Origin of the sequence: Mesobacillus jeotgali (assembly GCF_031759225.1) — a bacterium.
GTDB classification, from domain to species: domain Bacteria; phylum Bacillota; class Bacilli; order Bacillales; family Cytobacillaceae; genus Mesobacillus; species Mesobacillus jeotgali_B.
Genome location: NZ_CP134494.1, coordinates 982,655 through 1,004,621 on the forward strand (window position 1 = coordinate 982,655; position 21,967 = coordinate 1,004,621).

A 21,967-nucleotide genomic window follows, 5' to 3' on the forward strand; every position below is an offset into this window, starting at 1 on the left:
CAATGGAAAAAGGCAAAGCATTTTTAGTCGGAGCAGGACCTGGAGACGTACAGTTGATTACAGTAAAAGGGTTGGAAGCGATCAAAAAGGCAGAGGTCATTTTATATGACAGGCTTGCCAATCCGAAACTGCTGGATTATGCTCCTTCAGATTGCGAGCTGATTTACTGTGGCAAGCTTCCTGACCGGCACGTCCTTCGCCAGGAAATGATCAATGACCTTCTGGTAGCAAAAGTGCTTGAAGGAAAAATCGTTGTCCGCCTCAAGGGCGGCGATCCAGGCGTGTTTGGGCGTGTAGGAGAGGAAGCAGCTGCTTTGGCTGAAAATGGTCTTTCCTTTGAAATTGTACCGGGAATCACTTCAGGTTTATCAGCACCGCTATATGCAGGAATTCCCGTTACACATCGAGAATTTGGTGAATCCTTCGCGGTGGTGACTGCCCATGACAAGTCTGAAAATGGCCAGCCAAATCTGGACTGGAAGGGGCTAGCGACCGGCATTGACACCATTGCTTTTTACATGGGGATTTCAAATCTTCCTTATATCAGCGAAAATCTGATCAAGAATGGTAAGTCACCGGATACGCCGGTCATCCTCATCCAATGGGGAACCTTCTCCCGGCAGCAGACTCTTGAAGGAACTCTGTCCAATATTGCCGCAAAGGCGAAGGAAGTGAATTTTACCAATCCGGCGATCACCCTTGTCGGTGACATCGTATCGCTTCGTGAAAAATTGAATTGGTTTGAAAAGAAACCCTTGTTTGGGAAGCAAATATTGCTGGCCAGAACTGGAACAGAGGAAAGTGAATTGGCAAGAGAACTGATGGAGCATGGCGCAGACGTGATTGAATTCCCTAAATGGAAAAAGATTTCCGTCCCTGCAGACCAGGCGGTGATCAGCAGAATCCCAGAGTATGAACAGATTCTTTTTACATCTCCTGAAAGTGTAAAAGAATTCTTTCAGATCATTTTTGATGCTGGAGTCGATATCAGGAAGGTGAAAGCAGACTTTTACGGCTGTTCCACAAAGTCTGTCAAGGCATTGAATGAAAAGGGATTTTTTGCAGAAGTAGAAGGGAAGATGCCTCCTGCTGGAAAGATGTTAATCGTAGGGAACAGTGATTTCGCGCAGAAATATAACCATGCAGAAATGTTCCTAACCTCAATAAAGGTCGTCGACGAGCAATTCACGCCGATTTTTAATAGGATTCTTGAGGAAGCTTCTGTCAATACTGTCGTTTTGCCAAGCAGCAGGGCTGTCAAAACAATTATAGAAGAAGGAATCATGAAGGAAATCATTCCCCAGCAGCTTTTGAAAACATCAAAGATTGTCTGCATGGGAGTCAGGACGGGAGAGGCTGCAATAGAATATGGAATTGTCCCGGATAAGGTGTTAGAATCACCAGATAAAACTGCTGTGGTGAATTGTTTAGCCAGAAAAGAATCTGAACTGGCATTCGTGTAATGGGCAGCTTTTAAAAGGAGAGATAGATATGGAAGCAACAGTATTCATCAGCCACGGAAGCAGAAGCGAGCAAGGAAACAAGGTGTTTGTGTCATTCATCGAGAAGGTGATTTCAGCTGGGCAGAGTGCGATGGCGGCCTATGGCTTCCTTGAGAATGCCCGCCCGACCATTTTTGAAAGTGTTGAATCATCCATTCTCAAAGGGGCAACCTCGGTAACCGTCGTTCCGGTGCTTCTGCTTCCGGGAATCCATGCAAATGTGGATATACCTGAAGAATTGGAAAAAGTCAGCCTTAAGTACCCGGAGGTTACGATTTGCTATGGTGAGCCGCTTGGTGTGAATGATACGATACTGGAAGTCGTCCTGGACCGCTTGAAGGAACAAGGCTTCTCGGGCAGCGAGTCGGAAGGCGTCCTGCTTGTCGGACATGGCAGCAGAGATCCACTGGCTGCGACGGAATTCGAGAAATTAGCAGGAAGAGTTCAGGGGAAAGTTCATACAAAAGTTGAAACAGGCTATATAACAACGCAGCCTTTTTACGGAGAAAATCTAATGGCAAGCCATGAATCCAAGAAGGTGTACGTACTGCCATTCTTGCTTTATACAGGCGGTTTTACTGTTAAAATGGAAGAAACAATCACTAACATACTGGTTCAATACCCAGAGAAAGAAATCGTTCTGTGCGAACCAATTGGATTTGATGACCGTCTTGGTGACCTGCTTCTGCAGAGAGCAGGAGAAGCCAGGAAGAGGCGAAAATCGCTTGTTAAATTGTGAACACTGCCAATAAAAATAGATGTTCGCAACAAATTTGTGAACAACGTCAATATATTAGAATCCGCAACGTAAATGGAGAGTGGAAGAATGCTATACTCTATGAACCTTCGAATATCTGATCGTAATGCAGTGGTGATTGGCGGAGGCAAGGTCGCTCACCGTAAAGTACTGGGGTTGCTGGATGCTGGAGCAAAAGTGAAGGTAGTCAGTCCTGATTTAACAAGCGAATTGATGGGTCTTGCTGAAGCAGGCGAGATTTCCTGGCAGCCTGAGCAATACACGAAAAAAGTTCTTGAAGGAGCATTTCTTGTGATTGCCGCGACCAATGACAGCGAGACGAATCTGCAAGTTAAGAAGGATGCTTTACCACATCAATTGGTCAATCTTGCAGACAATCCGGAAGAATCGGACTTCCAGGTTCCATCAGTCATCAAAAGAGGGAAACTGACCATTGCTGTTTCAACATCGGGAGCAAGCCCGGTGCTCGCTAAAAAGATTTGCACCCAGATGGAGCAGATGTTTGATGAACAATATGAGAGCTATCTGGAGTTCCTGGCAGCAAGCCGGAAAGAAATCAAAGTCTCTGTCAAAGATGAGGCAATAAAAAGAAGGCTTCTTAGAACAATAGCAGACGAGAGTTTCATGAAAGATCCAGATCGAAAACAAAGGTTTGCAAGGCTGCTGGAAGAAGCAATCAGTGAGGAGGGAAGGTAAAGTGCAAGAATGCGCACTATTACTTTCCTTTTTTTTGCGTTTAAGCTCAAAGTGTGGTTTTACAACCAGCGCGTTCTTGAACTCAACCGGTGTCTGTTTTAGCGAAAGAAGATAACAGTTTCAACAGCATATACTGGAAATGATATTACAATACATATGAAATCAACGAACTATCGTTGCCAGCGGAGAGAATAATTGGCAATTAACAGTCCGCAGACGACCGGAAATCTGATTCACTAAGGAAAAAAAGGGACGTCCAGCAAAACTGGAAGTCCCTTTTCTGTGTTACGATTATTTAGTTTCTTCCTCAACGATGACTTCCTCAGTCACAGTTTCAGCAGACTTTTCAAATACAGCAAGTACAGCAGAAATCAAAGCAGCAAATTTCTGTGCAATTTCACTTGCATGTAAGCTAGCCTTAGACTCAGCTTTATTGTCAGCAGAAGGATTTACTTTTGCTTCCTCAGCAGCAGCTTCTTCAGTAACCTCTTCAGTAGCAGTTTCTTCAGCAACAGCTTCAGTAGCAGTTTCTTTAGCAACAACTTCTTCAGCAGCTTCTTCAGTAGTAGTTTCCTCAGTTACAGCTTCTTCAGTCACTTCTTCAGTAGCAGTTTCTTCAGCAGCGTCTTCAGTAACAACCTCTTCAGTCACTTCAACAGACAAAGCAACAGCTGAATTTTTGTTAGCTTTCTCTTTAGCAACATCGCTAGCATTGAAAGCCTTAGAGTTCATTTTGTTGGCAACAGAGGGAGATACTTTTGCGTCTTCTTCAGTTACTTCTTCAGTTACTTCTTCAGTAGCAGTTTCTTCAGCAACAGCTTCTTCAGCAGCTTCTTCAGTAGTAGTTTCCTCAGTTACAGCTTCTTCAGTCACTTCTTCAGTAACAGTTTCTTCAGCAGCGTCTTCAGTAACAACCTCTTCAGTCACTTCAACAGACAAAGCAACAGCTGAATTTTCGTTAGCTTTCTCTTTAGCGACATCGCTTGCGTTAAAAGCCTTAGAGTTCATTTTGTTGGCAATAGAAGGAGATACTTTTGCGTCTTCTTCAGTAACGTCTTCTTCAGTAACGTCTTCTTCAGTAACGTCTTCTTCAGTAACGTCTTCTTCAGTAACGTCTTCTTCAGTAACGTCTTCTTCAGTAACGTCTTCTTCAGTAACGTCTTCTTCAGTAACGTCTTCTTCAGTAACGTCTTCTTCAGTAACGTCTTCTTCAGTAACGTCTTCTTCAGTAACGTCTTCTTCAGTAACGTCTTCTTCAGTAGCGTCTTCTTCAGTAACGTCTTCTTCAGTAACGTCTTCTTCAGTAGCGTCTTCTTCAGTAACGTCTTCTTCAGTAGCGTCTTCTTCAGTAACGTCTTCTTCAGTAGCGTCTTCTTCAGTAACGTCTTCTTCAGTAGCGTCTTCTTCAGTAACGTCTTCTTCAGTGACATCTTCTTCAGTTACTTCAACAGATAAAGCAACAGCTGAATTTTCGTTAGCTTTCTCTTTAGCAACATCGCTTGCATTGAATGCACTGGACTTCATTTTGTTAGCGATAGAAGGAGATTCCTTATCTTCAGTATCTTCTTCATCTTCGTCATCTTCGTCTTCTTCAGTCTTTACAGTTGCATCAGTATCAAGATCGATATCTTCAGAATCTGAGTCATTTTCTTCCTCTTCTTCTGTTTTTACAGTTGCTTCTGTATCTAGGTCGATGTCTTCTGATTCCTCTTCAGAGTCCTCTTCAGTGGCTTCTTCATCTTCCTTTTTCATTTCAGTGTCAGCCTCAGGCTTAGTATCCTCTTCTTCTTTGGCTGCATCAGTTTCTGCAACTTCCTCTGATTCAGAGTCAACATCTGTTTCATCAGTAACAATTGGCTCAAGTTCTACAACTTCTACAGTTTCTTCCACTACAGGTTCCTGAGTGACTGTTTCTTCTGTTGGAACTTCCTCAGTTGGCACCTCTTTGACAGGCGGTTGCTGATTTGTTGTGTGTACGGCTGCATTTGGTGCCGCGTGCTTTTTGGCAGTTTCGCTTGCATGAATGCCGGCCTGTGACTTTGATGCTTTTTCCTGAGCTTCTCCCTTTGCTGCAGCTTTTGGCTGAACCTTGACTGCAGGCTTAGCAGGAGTTGCTTTTACATTAGCCTTTTTATTAACAACCTGAACCTTTGCTGGTTTCGCTTTGTGAGATTGTTCAACCTTCACTTTTTCCGGTCCTGCAGCTTGAGTGAAATGGCCTCCCGTCAGTACTCCGATTGACAATACTCCAGCTAGCATAAAAGATTTCACAACTTTAGTTCCATTGATATTATTTTTCATTTTCATCATTCGCTCCCTTTTAATTAACGTGATCCGTGACTATTGCGCCGGTATACGGTAAAAAAGCAGGAGCTTTTAGCGGTGGTGGGGAAGGTGGGGCATTAACCCACTGGCTTTGAAAAACAGCGACCCGCGATGTAAATGGCTGCAAGAGATTTAATTGAAATGTTTCATCCCAAACAAACCATTTATCGCTAAAAAGGGTGTTCGTGTTTCCATAACTTGTCCTGTCGCCTGAAGGCCCCCCAGAAGCCTTCGTGCGTGAAGGAGGATTAGGCAGGTTGTCTCCTTTAGGATACCTCTCGTTTTGTGATGGATCATTTTCATCCTTTTTTGCAGGAGGCATTTTTCTGATTTCCGTCTTTGCTGCCTTTTTGACAATGGACGGTGTTTCATTAGACTCCTTGGATGGCTCAACCTTCTCCTCCAGACCAGGAGATCTTCGCTCTGTTTCTTTTGCGTATTGATCTTTAATATGTATGGATTTTAACGCACCTTTTTTATTTTGGTCATTGCTGTGTTTTTGTTTAGGGTTTACCTGATTTGGCTTGTCGTTGTTCGATGCCTTAGTCTTTTTGGGCTGTGCTGCCTTCTGATCCTTTTTGGATGATGAGGCATTCCCATTTACTTTCACTGCATCGGCCGGTGTTTCTTTAGGCTTGGGCTGGACGGTTTTCTGAACGGCTTGTTTCTGCACAGGCCGGTTTTGAACGGCGGGTTGTGCAGGAGATTTTTCAGAAATCCTGACATTATTTGCTTTGTCTGGAACGTTAGCCTGTTCAGCCGCCACAGGCTTTGGACCCTTTCCGGGGGTTTCCCCTTTTTCAGCGAAAGCCATATCTGGGACCAGCATTGCCGCACCAGCAATAAAGCCAGTTATGAGTAATTGTCGGAAGTGCATTCTTTCACCTCCTTTCAAAATAAGATTCTCTCTGGGATAGCATTCAGGATTTTAAACCTGTTTTTGTCGGTTTTTGGAGGATTTTAATAGAAACCGTTCTTTTAACCTATCAAGCTATTCAAATAGAAGTGGAAAAACTGATTCAAATTTCCCCTCTTTTTGGTACTTATTATTCTGAGTGGTAAATAATTGGTATTCCTTTCTCTTGCTCTTTTATAAAAAAGGAGTAGAATGGGAATTATGCTTTAACCGTTTAAATGAAAGAAGGATACATCATGAACAATCTTAAAATCTATTTGATTCTTACCGGTGTCATGTTCTTGTGGGGATTGAATGTCACGGCGCTTAAGGTAATAGTGGGGAACTTCCCGCCAATTACGATCACCTCTCTGCGCGTATTCACCGCAGGAGTCTCGGTCTTTATCATTCTCTTTTTTATGAAAAAAGTCCGGCTGCCATCCAGAAAAGAGTGGACCTATATTATCGGAGGCAGCATCCTGAATGTAACTGGGCACCATATGTTTCTTGGTCTTGGTTTAAAGGTAACTTCGGCGGTTAACGGTGGTTTGATTCTCGGTCTGGGGCCCTTGCTGACTGCTTCGATGGCCATCTTATTCCTGGGAAGGAAGCTGACATTCGTCCGGACACTTGGCTTTATTTTCGGAGGAATAGGCGTTTCATTGACTGTGCTGGCAGGAAGTTCAGGTTTATCTGGCATGTCGATTGGGGATTTCTATGTGTTTCTCTCCATTCTTTCACAAGCGATCAGCTTCATCATCATATCCAAAGCAGCAAAAACATTGGACCCCCGACTGTTGACCGGGTATATGCTCGTCATTGGTTCGTTTATGTTGTTCCTGATTGGTTTATGGAAGGAGCCAGGTGGATTGGCAAGCCTCGGAAATGGTTCAGCCGGAGTTTGGAGCATCTTCTTCGCATCAGCGATCTTTGCCACCGCAGTTGGGCATATGCTATACAACTACGCAATCGGCCAGGCAGGACCGGCAGAAGCATCCATATTCCTGAACTTGAATACATTCCTGTCCATCTTGTTCGCAGCCATCTTCCTTGGCGAGCATATCACATCCGCTCATCTGCTGGGCCTGATATTCATCGTATCCGGAGTTATATTCGGTTCGGGAGCGCTTGAGGAACTGATGCTGAGAAACAAGATGAAACGAAATGCAGCTTAATATGATTGTTTAAGCAGGGCTTCGGCTCTGCTTTTTTGCGGTGTAAAACAACCAACCGGTATTAAATTATCTCAACTGGTATTAAAATCAATCTTACTTGTATTAAAACTGATAATGTGCCAAACGGGGATTAAAGCTGAATCAACGGGGATTAAAACTGAATCAACGGGGATTATATTCATTCCAACAAGGATTAAAATTGATTTTACGTGGAAAAAACAATCCCCGCGAGGAATGCATAATATAATTACCTCTAGATAAAGCTGGCTGGAAGTTCAAAATCCCGGCTTAAAGTTCAAAGTGTCCATACCCTACAAAAAACGTACTGATTTTGGACACTAATATTTAATAAACTCTATATTTTATGCAAATCAGACCTTGGCATGATTCTTGCTTTATATAAAACTAACAACTTTATTAAAGTGGAGGTCAGGAAAAATGAAAATGAGCGAAGCAATAGCAATTGTTACAGGTGGGGCGTCTGGTTTGGGGGAAGCGACGGTCAGGAGAATTGTTGAACAGGGCGGGAAGGCTGCAATTCTTGATTTAAATGTGGAAAGCGGCGTAGCTCTCGTTAAAGAACTTGGAGAGCAGACTGTTTTTATCAAAACAGATGTAACGAGCGAGGAAGAAGTCTCGAATGCGATCCACAAATCAATTGAATCCTTCGGGTCTATCAACACAGTTGTGAACTGTGCCGGCATCGGGGTTGCAGGCAAACTGCTTTCGCGCAAAGGTGTCCATTCACTGGACATGTTTTCAAAAGTAATCTCCATCAACTTGATTGGCACCTTCAATGTCATCAGGCTTGCCTCAGAGCGAATGTCCAAAAACGAAGCGAATGAACTAGGTGAGCGGGGCATCATCATCAATACAGCATCCGTTGCCGCATTTGACGGCCAGATTGGGCAGGCGGCCTATAGTGCTTCAAAAGGCGGAGTAGTCGGCATGACGCTGCCAATTGCAAGGGAGCTTGCTTCATACGGCATCAGGGTGATGACCATTGCTCCTGGACTGTTCCATACGCCAATGTTCGATTCTCTGCCAGAAGAAGCAAGGGACTCTCTTGGAAAAATGATGCCATTCCCTCAGCGACTTGGCTATCCAGAAGAGTATGCACAGCTTGCTGAAAGCATCCTGACAAACCCAATGCTGAATGGCGAAACGATCCGGCTGGATGGAGCCATCAGAATGCAGCCGAAATAATATTATTCAGCCCTCATCCTCTAGCAGGAGAGGGGTTTTTTCAATAGGCGGAAGCATACTGTCACTTTACGCATTAGCCGGCATGAGCGATTGGCGCTGCCCGTTTGTGGCGGGGGGTGACAAAGGGGGAAGGACTCTCTTTTGTGGAAAAATTTTCGCGTTGTGGAAAGTCCAGAAAACGAATATGATATTTTTGCAATATAACATCTTAAGAGAGAGCAGGGGACAACTAGAGTGACAACGAAATTTTTTAGAATTTTCATGCTTTTACTTCTTGTGGCGGGTGTTTCCTTCCCGCTATTCGCTTCTGCGATGGCGGAGGTCACCTTCTTCAGCCAATCCACAGCAACGGTTGCGTACCAAGGGAACAGTGTACCTGGTTACGTTACGTTTGAGCTGAAGACCAGTGAGCCCACCCGAGGTTATATCTTAGCAGTAGGCAACGGGGTTCAAACGAAAATCAACCTTTCTACAACCGATTTTAAAACGGTTCATAAAGTAGAATGGGTACCATGGGACGATACGAAGAAAGTTCCGTTGCCAGCTGGAGAATACCAATTGAAGGCGTATTTGTCTGATCAAGGCTACAACCAGATGCAAGGTTATCCGCTTGGCAAACTGACGGTTGTCAATGAGACGAATCCGAAGCCCTTGATTGACCAGGTTTCCATTAATCCTTCCGTTTTCGCCCCAAAATACGGCGGAACAGAAACAATCCAGATTCCTTTCAATTTAAATCGTCCAGCAGAAGTACAGTTAAGCATCTGGCAAAATGGCGCCGAGGTTTATGGAGGCGATAAAATAAAGCTTTTGCCAGGCAGCCATTCTGTCAGCTGGAATGGAAAGGATAATGCGGGACGAGTTGTAGCGGATGGAACGTATGATGTTAATTTCGCATTTATTGAGACAGCATACAATTATCCGGCAACGAGACAGTCTGGCCAAAAGGCGGGAACGGTTACCATCAAGGATGGCGACTATAATATTCCGCTCTGGAGAGTGAAACAAGTGGTTACGGACGGTTTCTTCTCTTCTGACGTAATCAGCCCGGATGGTGATGGGATCAACGACACTGTCTCAGGGCAATTCACATTGGCTGAACCTGCAAAAGTTTCGATCTACATCGCCAATGCGGCAGGCGCTCATGTAAAAAATATCTTTGCCGAGCAGTCATTCCAGGCAGGAACACATACTTTTTCATGGGATGGAACCGACTTTTACGGAGGGAAAGCCGTTAACGGTAGCTATTATATTAGAGCTATGGTGATTGAAGGAGCAAGCGCTGGTTATATCACTTTAACAGACTCTGTGAGATTTGAAGGCGGCTATGAGGTAAAAGCACTTCAGCCTGAAAAGCGTGTCAGGGTCGTGGCTGATAACACTCAGCTTTCTGTGTATCCGGCAGGACAGGGTTATACGGCTGTTAAAGGCGATACATTCCCATTGATTTCTGAAACAATTGAAAACGGCCGGTACGAGGTGCTGGTCAAGGAAGGTGTATCAGGAACAATCAATGTAAGTGATGTGGAGCTGGTAGCTGACTCGGATGTACCAGGAGTTCCTACCACAATCGATTACACTGTTGTCAGCGGTGATACACTGTGGAAAATCGCAGCCAAGTTTAATACAACCATTTCAGAAATCGTAAAATTAAACAATCTGGATCCCAATAAGTATTTGTTCATCGGGCAAAAGCTGAAGGTTCCTGCTGCAGATTCACCAGAACCAGCTCCACAGCCAGTAATCCACTCGGTGCAATCAGGAGATACTCTTTGGAAGATTGCCCAAAAATATGGGACAACCATAGATTCAATCGTTAAAGCCAATAATCTTGACCCGGCAAAATATTTGTATATTGGTCAAAAGCTTACGATTCCCTCTTCAACTCCGAATCAGGAACCACCGGCTGTCGAGCCTGTTGTCCATGAAGTGGTAAGTGGAGACACACTGTGGAAAATCAGTGTGAAATATTCCACTACGATCGATGTGATCGTGAAGGCGAATAATCTTGATCCGGCAAAATACTTGTATATTGGCCAGAAGCTTACGATTCCACGCTAATTTTGAAACCTGTTCCTATTTGGAACAGGTTTTTTAACGTCCAATAAGTGTACCTTTCTGCATCACTGATATATAATTGAAGTTATAATATTCAGAAATCTCTCAATTGAAGGAGGGAGTTGCTTGATTGAATTCCGGGATATTGTGACACCTGTCCAATGCCAGGTTACTGAAGAAACAACTTTAAGAGAGGCACTTGGAATTTTTAAAAAGGAGAAATGGAATCTGCTGCCCGTGACAGATGCCGAACGGAATTTGCAGGGAGTTTTTACCCGGAGCGGGCTTTACCAAATGATTCTTGAGGGCAGTCCGCTGGATAAATCAATCCAGCCATACATAAAGAAGAAAGCAAGGTCGATCCGTATTGACACCCCTTACCGGGAAATCGAACAAATTGTAAAAACGAGCATGGTTGGGACGGGCGTTGTTCTTGATGAGGAGGACAAGGTCATCGGTTTACTGACCAAGACCGATATGGTGGTCGCTTTGTTAAAATCAGCGAATACACTCAAGGATCAGCTGGAAACAATCCTGAAGCATTCCAATATCGGAGTGCTGATGACTGATGGCAGGATGCAAGTGGTTTATGCGAATGACGCTTTTGCCCAAATCAGCGGCCGGACCGTTGATTCAATCATGTCCAGGGAACTTGACGAGATCTTCCCAGGCCTGCTTTACGAAGACAGTTCACCACATCATTATGAAAAATTCAAGTCAATTCTTCATATCTCTTCCTATGAAACAGTGAATCATGAGGAAGGGAAGATCCTGTTATTCCAGGATATTTCCGAATTTGAAAAAATGGCGGAAGAGCTCGAGACAGTCAAAAAGCTGAAGCTGACGATCGAGACGACGCTTGAAAATGCATATGATGGAATCCTGATGACTGATGAAAAAAACATGATCACAATGGTCAGTCCGCCGATGCTCGAACTGTTCAACCTTGAAAAATCAGAAGTTTTATATAAGCCAGTTGAGCTAGTACTTCCGCAGCTGAAGCTTGACAATGTCTTCAGGTCTGAAATGGCGGAAGTCAGCGATTTTAACGAAATGAACGGGATTAGATATATTGTCCACCGGATTCCGATCAAGAAGGATGGCAAGGTGATTGGGGCGATTGGAAAAGTGATGTTCCGCCAGTTGAACGAGGTCAGCGAGTTGTTCAAGAGACTTCAGAAAGCGGAGAACAAGGCAAGCTTTTACCATCAGCAGCTGCAGAAATCAGAGTCGGCCAGATTCACCTGGGATCATATTTTCAGTGAAGATCCTTATATGGAAAAATTAAAGAAAAGTGCCGCCAAAGCAGCAAAAGGCAGGTCTACTGTGCTGGTCAGGGGAGAGAGCGGAACAGGGAAAGAATTGTTCGCGCATGCCATCCACAACAGCAGCGCAAGGAGCGATGGCAAGTTTGTCGTCGTCAATTGTGCCGCAATACCAGAGGATCTGCTCGAATCGGAGTTTTTCGGATATGAAGAAGGTGCCTTTACGGGGGCGAAGCAGCGCGGGAAAATCGGGAAGTTTGACCTTGCGAATGGCGGGACGCTTTTCCTCGATGAAATCGGTGATATGTCACTCTCTCTCCAGGCAAAGCTGCTGAGAGTCCTTCAGGAGCGGGAGTTTTATCGGGTAGGCGGAAATGTCCGGGTGAAGGTCGATGTCCGGATTATCGCCGCGACAAACCGGAACCTGGAAGAGATGGTGAAGCAGGGGGAGTTCAGGGAGGATCTCTACTATCGCCTGAACGTCATATCGCTGAACATCCCGCCGCTAAGGGAACGCGTGCAGGATGTCGAGTACTTGATCACCGGTTTAATGAAAGAATTGAATTCGATGCTGGGAACAAGCATCACCGGCATCTCATCACAGGCGAAGGAAGCACTGCTTCGCTACAGTTGGCCAGGCAATGTCCGGGAATTGCGGAATGTCCTTGAGCGCGCAATGACCTTTGCCGAGCATGGAAAAATTCAGTCTGAGGATCTGCCCGACTACTTGCTCTCTCAACTATCCAGTACAGCCATCAAACAAATCAGCCTTGCGCAAGATGCCGAGCTCGGCGCAATCAAAAAAGCCCTTACCCAGGCGAACGGCAACAAAGCAAAAGCTGCAAGACTGCTGGGCATCAGCCGTTCCGGCCTTTATGAAAAAATAAAGAAGTACCAGCTGAGCGTATAGGAGATCATATTCGGACTTGAAAAAATCATGTGATTTTTCCAGTCGCCAATCACTCTATCAAATGTCCAAACACAGTGTCCATTTTTCGGACACTGTGCAGGGCATACACAGCATTTACTCCTTGGTTTCACTGCTTTTTCTTTTTTCGGAAAATTGGCATAAATATTGCATATATAAAGATGAATGCGTTTTCAAATATAATCAAGGGGATGCTGTTTATGGATATTGGATCATATTTAGCGCAAAATGCGAGGAAAACACCGGGGAAGCTTGCGATTGATTGTGAAGGCAGGAGTTATACCTACAAACAGTTTAATGAAGAAGTGAACAAATTGGCTCATGGCCTGCTGTGTCTGGGGATTCGCAAGGGCGAGAGAGTCGCTCTGATGATGAAGAATTCTGATCAGTTTGTATTTGCTTTTTTTGCAGCAGCTAAAATCGGCGCGGTGATTGTGCCGGTGAATTTCCGTCTGACAGCATCCGAAGTCCATTACATACTTGAACAGTCCGGAACGGTCCTGATTATTTGTGATGATGAATTTGAGGATATCATTACATCTTCACTTGAAGGGACAAATACAGCGCATGTTATTACGACCGGAACCCCTAAAACAGTCGGGCATCATTCATTCAGTCATGTCCTTTCTGAAAATGCCACCAATCCACAAATCCAAGTAAGCGATGATGATGACCTGGAAATTTTATATACGTCGGGTACGACCGGCAGACCTAAAGGTGCCTTGTTTGACCATAAACGAGTATTCAATGTTGGCCTGACGATGATGATCAGCATGGGCATCAACCAGGAGGAGAGGATTCTCCACATCGCTCCGTTATTTCATTCGGCCCAGCTTAATCTGTTCCTGATTTCCGGAGTCGTCCTTGGTGCAACTCATATTATTCATCGAGATTTCCATCCAGTCACCACGCTCCAGGCAATCCAACAGCATAAAATAACCCATTTCTTTGGCGTGCCTGCTATGTACAACTTCATGCTGCAGGTGCCGAATGCTTCTGAATACGACCTCTCTTCGATAAAAAGATGCGGATATGGTGCTGCACCAATGGCGCCTGAACTTGTGCGGAAAAGCATGGAACTTTTCAGGACAGACCAGTTCTATAATCTTTGCGGCCTGACAGAAGCTGGTCCTGGCGGAATCCTGCTTGGGCCTGAAGGCCATAAGCACCACCTTGGGAAGGGCGGGAAAGCCGCATTCCTGACTGAAGCCAGAGTGGTGGACGAAGAAGGCAAGGATATCAAGCCAGGTGCGGTCGGCGAGTTCGTCCTCAAAGGCGAGTCCATCATGAAGGAATATTATAAGAAGCCGGAAGAAACAGCAAAAACGATAAAAGACGGGTGGCTGTATACAGGTGACCTGGCAACAATCGACGAAGAAGGAAATATCACTCTTGTTGACCGTAAAAAAGACATGATCATCTCCGGTGGGGAGAATGTGTATTCCATTGAAGTAGAAGAGGTTCTTTATGAACACCCTGCTGTAATGGAGGCAGTGATCATCGGACTGCCTGATGAAGTCTGGGGAGAAGCAGTATGTGCAGTCATCGTGCCGAAACAGGATGCAATCGTGGATGAGCAGGAGCTTAAGATCTTCTGCCGCCAAAAACTTGCAGGCTATAAAGTTCCGAGGAAGATTTTTATCGAGGAAGCATTGCCGAGGAATGCTTCTGGTAAAATCCTGAAATACCAGCTTCGCCAGAAATTGAATGAAGTGAAGCTAGGATAGTTTAAGAGAAATGAGGAGATAAAATGAAGCACCCTTATTTAACGGATGACCACGAAATTTTTCGCAGGTCACTAAGGAAGTTTTTAGAAAAGGAAGCCTATCCCTTCTATGACCAGTGGGAGGAGGAGCGGATGATTCCGCGCTCCTTCTGGGAGAAGATGGGCGAGCAAGGCTATCTTTGTCCGGATATCGATGAGGAATACGGCGGCAGTGAGGTTGACTGGGGATTCGCGGTTGTCATCAATGAAGAACTCGAGCGTGTGGGTTCAGGCCTGGTTGGTGTAGGTTTGCATAATGACATCGTGGTTCCATATATCACTGCCTACGGTACAGAGGAGCAGAAAAAACGCTGGCTGCCGAAATGTACGACAGGTGAAATCATCACCGCGATTGCGATGACGGAGCCGGGAACAGGTTCGGACCTGGCGAACATCCAGACAACAGCCATCCTTGATGGAGATCACTATGTTTTAAATGGGCAGAAAACCTTCATTACAAACGGCATACAGTCCGATTTGATTGTCGTTGCCTGTAAAACCGATCCAAAGGCGAATCCGAAGCATAAAGGGGTAAGCTTGCTTGTTGTTGAGCGTGACACACCTGGGTTTTCACGTGGAAGGAAGCTGAATAAGGTAGGACTGCACTGCCAGGATACCGCAGAGCTCATTTTTGAGGACTGCCGGGTACCAAAGGAAAACCTGCTTGGAGAAGAAGGGAAGGGATTCCTTTATCTAATGGAAAAGCTCCAGCAGGAACGCCTGCTTGTCGCGATCGCCGCACAGACAGCATCTGAAGTCATGCTAAAGCAGACGATCGAATATGTGAAAAGCCGTGAAGCGTTTGGCAAGCCGGTCAGCAAATTCCAGAATACGCAATTCAAGATTGTCGAGATGGCAACAGAAATAGAGATGAGCAGGGCTTTTCTTGACCAGCTGATTGCTGAGCATATTGAAGGCAAGGATGTTGTAACAAAGGTATCGATGGCCAAGTGGAAGCTGACAGACAGCGCGAAAAAAATCGCCGCTGAATGCATGCAGCTCCATGGCGGTTATGGATATATGGAAGAATACGAGATTGCGAGAAGATTCCGTGACATCCCGGTTGCCAGCATTTACGCCGGAACAAATGAAATCATGAAAACCATCATCGCTAAAAACCTTGGCTTATAGATTGGCAGAGTAGAATTCTTTAAACAGAGGCCGTTAAACAGAAAGGAAGATGAAGAATGCGTGAAGTTGTAATCGTCGAAGCTGTCAGGACACCTGTCGGCAGAAGGAAAGGGTTATTAAAAGATATCAGGCCGGATGAGCTGGCTGCCCTGGTTCTAAAAGAAGTGGTGAACCGTGCTGGAATCGATGCCGGGCTTGTTGAAGATGTCATCCTCGGCTGTGTGACTCAAGCAGGAGAACAGGCCGGCGATATTGCCAGAGTGGCCGCTTTGACAGCAGGTTTCCCAATTGAAGTACCAGGAACAACGATTGACCGTCAATGTGGATCCAGCCAGCAGGCTGTCCATTTTGCTGCCCAGGCGATCCTTGCTGGGGACATGGATGTTGTCATTGCCGGCGGAGTTGAGAATATGACACGTGTTCCAATGGGTTCCAATTATCAGGATGCCAACCCATTCAGCCCTAAATTAAGAAAACAATACGAGATGATCCATCAGGGACTTTCCGCTGAAAGGATCGCGGAGAAATACGGTTTTACCCGCCAAGAACTTGATGAGTTCTCTGCAGAAAGCCACCGCCGTGCTTTAAAGGCACAGGCAGAGGGTTATTTTGAAAAAGAAATCATGCCGCTTGAGGTCACCCTCGAAAATGGTGAAACAACTTTGATGACCGAGGATTCAGGGCCACGTGAAGGAACGACCCCAGAAGTTCTCGCAGGATTGAAAACGGTCTTCAAAGAGGATGGTGTCATCCATGCCGGTAACGCGAGCCAAATCAGTGACGGAGCTGGTGCCTTGCTTCTGATGAGCCGTGAAAAAGCGGAGGAATTAGGCTTGAAACCGCGCTTCAAGGTTCACACCAGGGTAGTGGTAGGATCCGATCCGACATTGATGCTGACAGGGCCAATCCCGGCAACGGAAAAAGTCCTCAAAAAAGCCGGCCTGAAGCTGGAGGATATAGATGTATTCGAGGTGAACGAAGCATTCGCCCCGGTACCGATGGCATGGCTGAAGGAAACAGGAGCAGACCCTGCAAAACTCAATCCAAATGGCGGCGCCATTGCGCTTGGCCACCCTCTTGGAGCGAGCGGCGCCCGCTTGATGATTTCGATGATGCACGAACTCGAACGGACCGGAGGACGCTACGGCTTGCAGACAATGTGCGAGGGCCATGGCATGGCTAACGCAACTATTATTGAGCGGTTAGATTAATAGGCGCTAACCTTTATTGGCGCCCAAAAACAGCAAAAAAAGGAAGAAAAGGTCACCAATTAGTGCTATTGGCGCCCAAAAACAGCAAAAAGAGGAAAAAGAGGTCACCAATTAGTGCTATTCGCGCCCTAAAACAGCAAAAAAGGAAAAATAGGTCACCAATGAAGGCTATTGGCGCCCGAAAGCAGCTTAAAAAGGAAAAAGAGGTCACCAATGAGGGTTATTGGCGCCCGAAAACAGCAGAAAAAGGAAAAAGAGGTCACCAATGAGATTGCTATATACTGCTACTCTGTAAAGCATAAAATGACATTTTATTAGGAGGAATGCAAATGAGCACGACGATCGGCAAAATTTTTGACCTGACGGTAATGAAGTTCCCGAACAAGGAAGCCCTCTATGATGTTCGCAAAAATGTCCGCTTTACTTATAGTGAATGGAACGATGAGGTGAATAGGCTCGCCAATGCGCTTCTTGCTGAAGGAGTGAAGAAGGGCGATCGTGTTTCTACATTCACTTTTAATACAGAGGAGCTGGGTACAGCGTTTTTCGCCTGTGCGAAGATCGGGGCAGTCTTCAATCCTATCAATTTCAGGCTGATGGGTGAAGAAGTTGCGTTCATTCTCGGAGACGCCGCTCCTAAGGTTGTTCTTTTTGAAAAAGCGGTCGAACCAGTGATTGCATCCATCGAAAACAGGTTCCCGCATATCTCTTTCTGGTACATCGATGAAGATGCTCCTGAATATGCCCAGAGCTATCATGAAAAAGTGAGGGGTGCGGAAACGAGCCCAATTGAGGTGGAAGTAGACGAAAACGACCTTTATGCGATCATGTACACAAGCGGGACGACTGGCAGGCCCAAAGGCGTTATGCACAAGCATCGCAATGTGGTCGAGCAAAGCTTGATCGTCGTTGGATCCACGAGGCTGGATTCGAGTGATAAAGGACTGGTAACGGCGCCGATGTTCCATTGTGCTGAGCTGCACTGTGCATTCCTGCCGAGAATCCATGTGGGAGGCAGCAATGTCATCCTCCATCAATTCGCTCCAAAGAAAGTACTGGAGCTGATTGACTCGGAAAAAATCACTAAGTTCTTCGCTGCGCCAACGATGTGAAATATGATTTTGCAGGAGAATCTAGCAGACTATAATATCGAGAGCCTGAAACTGGGATTGTACGGAGCTGCCCCGATGGCGCCTTCGCTCGTACACGCCTGCCATGACCAGCTGGGCATCAAACTAGTCCAGGCATATGGAATGACGGAGATGGGACCGGCGATTACCTTCCTTTCTGAATATGACCAGCTGACAAAAGCAGGAGCAGCTGGCCAGGCTTGCCTAAACCACGAAATCAGGATTGTCCGCCCGAACGAGGATGGCCCATCCGACCCAGATGATATCCTGCCTCCAGGCGAAAGCGGGGAAATCATCGTCCAGGGCCCATGCATGATGACAGGCTACTTCAATCGTGAAGAGGCTTCTGAAAAAGCGATGTATAAAGGCTGGTACCATTCAGGCGATATTGGCTACCTCGATGAAGAGGGTTATTTATGGGTGAAAGACAGGCTGGATGACATGATCATCAGCGGCGGTGAAAACATCTATCCTCGTGAGGTCGAGGATGTTCTCCATGCCCATGAAGGTGTCCTTGATGTCGCGATTGTCGGCCAGCCTGATGACCGCTGGGGCGAATCCGTAACTGCTTTTGTCGTGAAAAAAGATTCTCTGGTCAGCGAAGAGGAGCTGGATGAATGGTGCAAGAACAGCGACAGCCTGGCAAATTACAAGCGGCCGCGTAAATATATCTTTGTAGATGCACTCCCTAGGAATGCGAGCGGAAAGATTCAGAAGTTCATGCTGCGCAAGCAAATGGAAGAATTGTTTTCAAAAGGGCAGCCGACGTAATGGAAAGGGTCATTTATCATGTTAGACAGAATTAAAATAGTGGATTTCACCAATTATATCCCTGGTCCTTTCGCAACTCTCAGGCTGGCTGAGCTTGGTGCTGAGGTGATTAAAATCGAAGCGCCGGAGGGAGACCCGGCAAGGAACACAGGGAACGGTTATGTATTCAACGCGCATAATCGCGGAAAAAAGAGTCTTGTCATCAACCTGAAGCAGTCAGAAGGAAAGATGCTGGCCCTTGACCTGCTGGCAAGGGCGGATGTGGTGGTTGAGAGCTTCAGGCCAGGAGTGATGGATAAGCTGGGACTTGGATATGAAGCTGTGAAAAAAATAAACCCCGGTATCGTCTATTGCTCGGTCACTGGATACGGAATAAATGGAGAGATGAGCAAACTTGGAAGTCATGACCTGAATTATATGAGCTTGAGCGGTGCTCTTGCCCAGATGAAAGACAGCTCGGGAAGGCCGGTACACCCATCCCATACTTTTTCTGATTATATCGGCGGGCTGGCGGCCAGTGAACGTATCCTTGCTGCTCTTGTTGCCAGGGGTGGAACCGGAGAGGGCAGCTATCACTGTATTTCCATTGCAGACAGTATGGCATCATTGATGGCAAACCATGTCCTGATTGAAAAAGAAACAGGCTATCAAAATGGTGTTTCTGTTCTGAACGGTACAGTCATTGGGTATGGGCTGTATGAAACAAAGGATGGCCGTTATGTCAGCCTCGGAGCGCTGGAGCCAAAGTTCTGGAACAATTTTTGCCGAGCAGTCGGCCGGGAGGATTGGTTACCTGCGCATTATTCCAGACCGGAAAACTCCAATCCTGTTTATCTTGAGCTTGTTGATTTATTTAAAAGCAAGTTGCTCTCAGAATGGGCGGATTTTGGCATGAGGGTCGATTGCTGCCTTACACCTGTACTTGAAGCGGGAGAGCTTGCTCAATATCCATATTGGAGCGCGAAGAAATTTGTAATGCCAGAAGGCCAGATTAAAATGCATGCAGATTTGCCGTCGCAACCGCAAGCAGCTTCGCCTAAAAAAGGAGAACAGACAGAAGAAATTTTGCAAGATTGGCTTAGTCTAAAAAGCAGCAATTAGTAGGCTGACAAAATCTATTTTTTAAGAGTGGAAGGGGAAATGTAGGTATGATGAATGTTCCATTGACAGTAGGGTCGCTATTGGAAAGAGCAGAAAAATTTTTCCCGAAAAAACAGGTGGTATCACGGACACTATCAGGTATTCACCGATTCACTTACAAAGAGGTTGGCGAACGGACCCGCAGGCTGGCCAGCGCGCTTGAAAAGCTAGGAGTTGAAAAAGGGGACAGAGTTGGCACCTTCGCCTGGAATCACCATCGCCATCTTGAGGTCTATTTTGCTGCTCCTGGTATGGGGGCGGTGCTCCATACAATCAACATCCGCCTGTCTCCTGAACATGTCTCGTACATTATCAATCACGCAGAAGATAAGGTATTGCTTGTTGATGAAGATCTGGTGCCGCTGATAGAGCGGAGCAAGGATCAATTCAAAACGGTAGAAGCCTACATCATCATGACCGACAAGGACGAATTGCCAGAAACTACACTGGAGCCAGTTTACTCTTATGAGGAACTTCTCCGCGATGCCAGTCCGGATTTCGAATTCGTGAAAGATATCGATGAAAATGACCCGGCAGGGATGTGCTATACATCGGCTACAACTGGCAATCCAAAAGGTGTTGTTTACTCCCATCGAGGCATCGTCCTCCACAGCTTCGCATTCGGTTTGGCAGACACGGCCGCATTATCCGAAACAGATGTCGTCCTGCCGGTAGTGCCGATGTTCCATGCCAATGCCTGGGGCCTGCCATTTGCAGCGACATGGTTCGGATCAACCCAGGTGCTGCCAGGACCGCTGTTCACTCCTAAGTTGCTTGCAGATCTGATTGAACAGGAAAAAGTCACCTTCACTGCGGGAGTGCCGACGATTTGGCTCGGTCTGCTGAATGAGCTTGAAAAGGGAAGCTATGATACCACTTCGCTAAGGTCGATTGTCTGCGGCGGATCTGCAGCACCGCGCGGTATGATCAAAGCGTTTGAAACGAAATACAAAATTCCATTCCTGCACGCATACGGCATGACTGAAACCACCCCGCTGGCAACGGTTTCCCGCCTCAAAAGCTACCAGGTCGGATTGGATGAAGATGAAATTTTAGATATCCGCTCCAAACAGGGACTCCTTGTGCCGGGCCTTGAAATGAAAGTGATCGGCGGCAATGGGGAAGTGAAGTGGGATGGCGAGGAAATGGGAGAGCTGCTGCTTCGCGGACCATGGATTGCGGATGAATACTACAAGGATGACCGGTCTGCTGACGCTTTCCGCGATGGCTGGCTATACACTGGCGATGTAGCCACAGTTGATGAAGAAGGTGTCATCAAGCTTGTTGACAGGACAAAGGATTTAATCAAGAGTGGAGGGGAATGGATCTCATCCGTAGATCTTGAAAATGCACTGATGGCCCACGAAGCAGTATTCGAAGCAAGTGTCGTCGCTGTCCCGCATGAACAGTGGCAAGAACGACCGATTGCCTGTGTCGTCCTGAAAGAACCATACAAAGGTCAGGTCGACAAGCAAGAGCTGCTAGACTTCATCTCACCGCAGTTCGCAAAATGGTGGCTTCCAGACGATGTTGTATTTATGGAAGAAATTCCAAAAACCTCCGTCGGAAAATTCCTGAAGCGCGCACTAAGGGATCAGTTGAAAGACCACCTCGTGCAGAATTCGTAATAAAAACTGTATGGGGATACAATTAGGTCTAAAAAGGTACCCTTATGAGAAGTAAAGCTCTTGCATAAGATTAAGATTAGCTCTTAAAGGTACCCTAATGGAAAGTAAAACTCCTGCATTAGGGTACGATTAGCTCCTAAAGGTACCCTTATGAGAAGTAAAGCTCTTGCATAAGGATACAATTAGCTCCTAAATGTACTCTTATGAGAAGAAAACTCTTGCATAAAGGTACATTTAGCTCCTAAATGCAAATATAGTGAGTAACCTGTATCCCTTATTAACTCAGCCGGCTGTCAAAGTGCAGCCGGTTTTTATTTATTGGTGTCCTTTTTGCGAACAATATCCTTTTGTTGGAAAATGCAATGGGGTATGATGTTCCTATTG

14 protein-coding genes and 1 pseudogene are annotated in these 21,967 nt (G+C 45.9%); 13 read left to right on the forward strand and 2 right to left on the reverse strand.

The features are described 5' to 3' along the window. Positions 1 to 2: 2 nt before the first annotated feature. The 3 genes from cobA (at position 3) to RH061_RS04905 (ending at position 2,955) form a co-directional block, all read left to right on the forward strand. Positions 3 to 1,463 (forward strand): uroporphyrinogen-III C-methyltransferase, encoded by a 1,461-nt coding sequence (gene cobA, locus RH061_RS04895; protein ID WP_311074359.1) that lies wholly within the window; start codon positions 3 to 5, stop codon positions 1,461 to 1,463. A 28-nt stretch (positions 1,464 to 1,491) separates the two neighbouring features. Continuing rightward, positions 1,492 to 2,241 carry a sirohydrochlorin chelatase gene (locus tag RH061_RS04900; protein ID WP_311074360.1) on the forward strand — a complete coding sequence of 250 codons (750 nt, stop codon included), beginning with the start codon at positions 1,492 to 1,494 and terminating at the stop codon, positions 2,239 to 2,241. 87 nt (positions 2,242 to 2,328) lie between these two features. Further along, positions 2,329 to 2,955, forward strand: coding sequence for an NAD(P)-binding protein (locus tag RH061_RS04905; protein ID WP_311074361.1), 627 nt, complete (start codon positions 2,329 to 2,331; stop codon positions 2,953 to 2,955). 291 nt (positions 2,956 to 3,246) lie between these two features. Here RH061_RS04905 and RH061_RS23135 read toward each other — a convergent pair whose 3' ends face one another. Together RH061_RS23135 and RH061_RS04915 are read right to left on the reverse strand one after the other, a co-directional pair. Next, positions 3,247 to 5,256 (reverse strand): hypothetical protein, encoded by a 2,010-nt coding sequence (locus RH061_RS23135; RefSeq protein WP_311074363.1) that lies wholly within the window; start codon positions 5,254 to 5,256, stop codon positions 3,247 to 3,249. A 19-nt stretch (positions 5,257 to 5,275) separates the two neighbouring features. After that, positions 5,276 to 6,157, reverse strand: coding sequence for a hypothetical protein (locus RH061_RS04915; protein ID WP_311074364.1), 882 nt, complete (start codon positions 6,155 to 6,157; stop codon positions 5,276 to 5,278). Positions 6,158 to 6,432: 275 nt separating this feature from the next. Here RH061_RS04915 and RH061_RS04920 point away from each other — a divergent pair, with 275 nt between their 5' ends. From RH061_RS04920 to RH061_RS04965, 10 genes and pseudogenes are all read left to right on the forward strand, one after another. Further along, entirely contained in the window at positions 6,433 to 7,350 is a 918-nt protein-coding gene (locus tag RH061_RS04920; protein ID WP_311074366.1) for a DMT family transporter, read from the forward strand. A 438-nt stretch (positions 7,351 to 7,788) separates the two neighbouring features. Next, positions 7,789 to 8,556, forward strand: a complete 768-nt coding sequence (locus tag RH061_RS04925) for a 3-hydroxyacyl-CoA dehydrogenase (protein ID WP_311074367.1) — start codon at positions 7,789 to 7,791, stop codon at positions 8,554 to 8,556. Positions 8,557 to 8,790: 234 nt separating this feature from the next. Then, the gene (locus RH061_RS04930) at positions 8,791 to 10,617 is read left to right on the forward strand and encodes a LysM peptidoglycan-binding domain-containing protein (RefSeq protein ID WP_311074368.1); all 1,827 of its coding nucleotides are present in this window, start codon (positions 8,791 to 8,793) and stop codon (positions 10,615 to 10,617) included. A gap of 123 nt (positions 10,618 to 10,740) precedes the next feature. Next, complete coding sequence (locus tag RH061_RS04935; RefSeq protein ID WP_311074369.1) at positions 10,741 to 12,789, forward strand: sigma 54-interacting transcriptional regulator; 2,049 nt, start codon at positions 10,741 to 10,743, stop codon at positions 12,787 to 12,789. Between the two features lie 218 nt (positions 12,790 to 13,007). Next, complete coding sequence (locus RH061_RS04940) at positions 13,008 to 14,534, forward strand: acyl-CoA synthetase (protein ID WP_311074370.1); 1,527 nt, start codon at positions 13,008 to 13,010, stop codon at positions 14,532 to 14,534. Between the two features lie 23 nt (positions 14,535 to 14,557). Next, on the forward strand, positions 14,558 to 15,703 hold the full coding sequence (locus RH061_RS04945) for an acyl-CoA dehydrogenase family protein (RefSeq protein ID WP_311074372.1): 1,146 nt from the start codon (positions 14,558 to 14,560) through the stop codon (positions 15,701 to 15,703). Between the two features lie 56 nt (positions 15,704 to 15,759). Then, a complete protein-coding gene (locus RH061_RS04950; protein WP_311074373.1) occupies positions 15,760 to 16,914 on the forward strand; it encodes a thiolase family protein in 1,155 nt (384 codons plus the stop codon). 329 nt (positions 16,915 to 17,243) lie between these two features. Continuing rightward, positions 17,244 to 18,815, forward strand: a pseudogene (locus RH061_RS04955) (fatty acid--CoA ligase). A gap of 18 nt (positions 18,816 to 18,833) precedes the next feature. Continuing rightward, positions 18,834 to 19,916, forward strand: coding sequence for a CaiB/BaiF CoA transferase family protein (locus tag RH061_RS04960; RefSeq protein WP_311074375.1), 1,083 nt, complete (start codon positions 18,834 to 18,836; stop codon positions 19,914 to 19,916). Positions 19,917 to 19,963: 47 nt separating this feature from the next. Next, positions 19,964 to 21,583, forward strand: coding sequence for a long-chain fatty acid--CoA ligase (locus tag RH061_RS04965; RefSeq protein ID WP_311074377.1), 1,620 nt, complete (start codon positions 19,964 to 19,966; stop codon positions 21,581 to 21,583). The last annotated feature ends 384 nt before the right edge of the window (positions 21,584 to 21,967 follow it).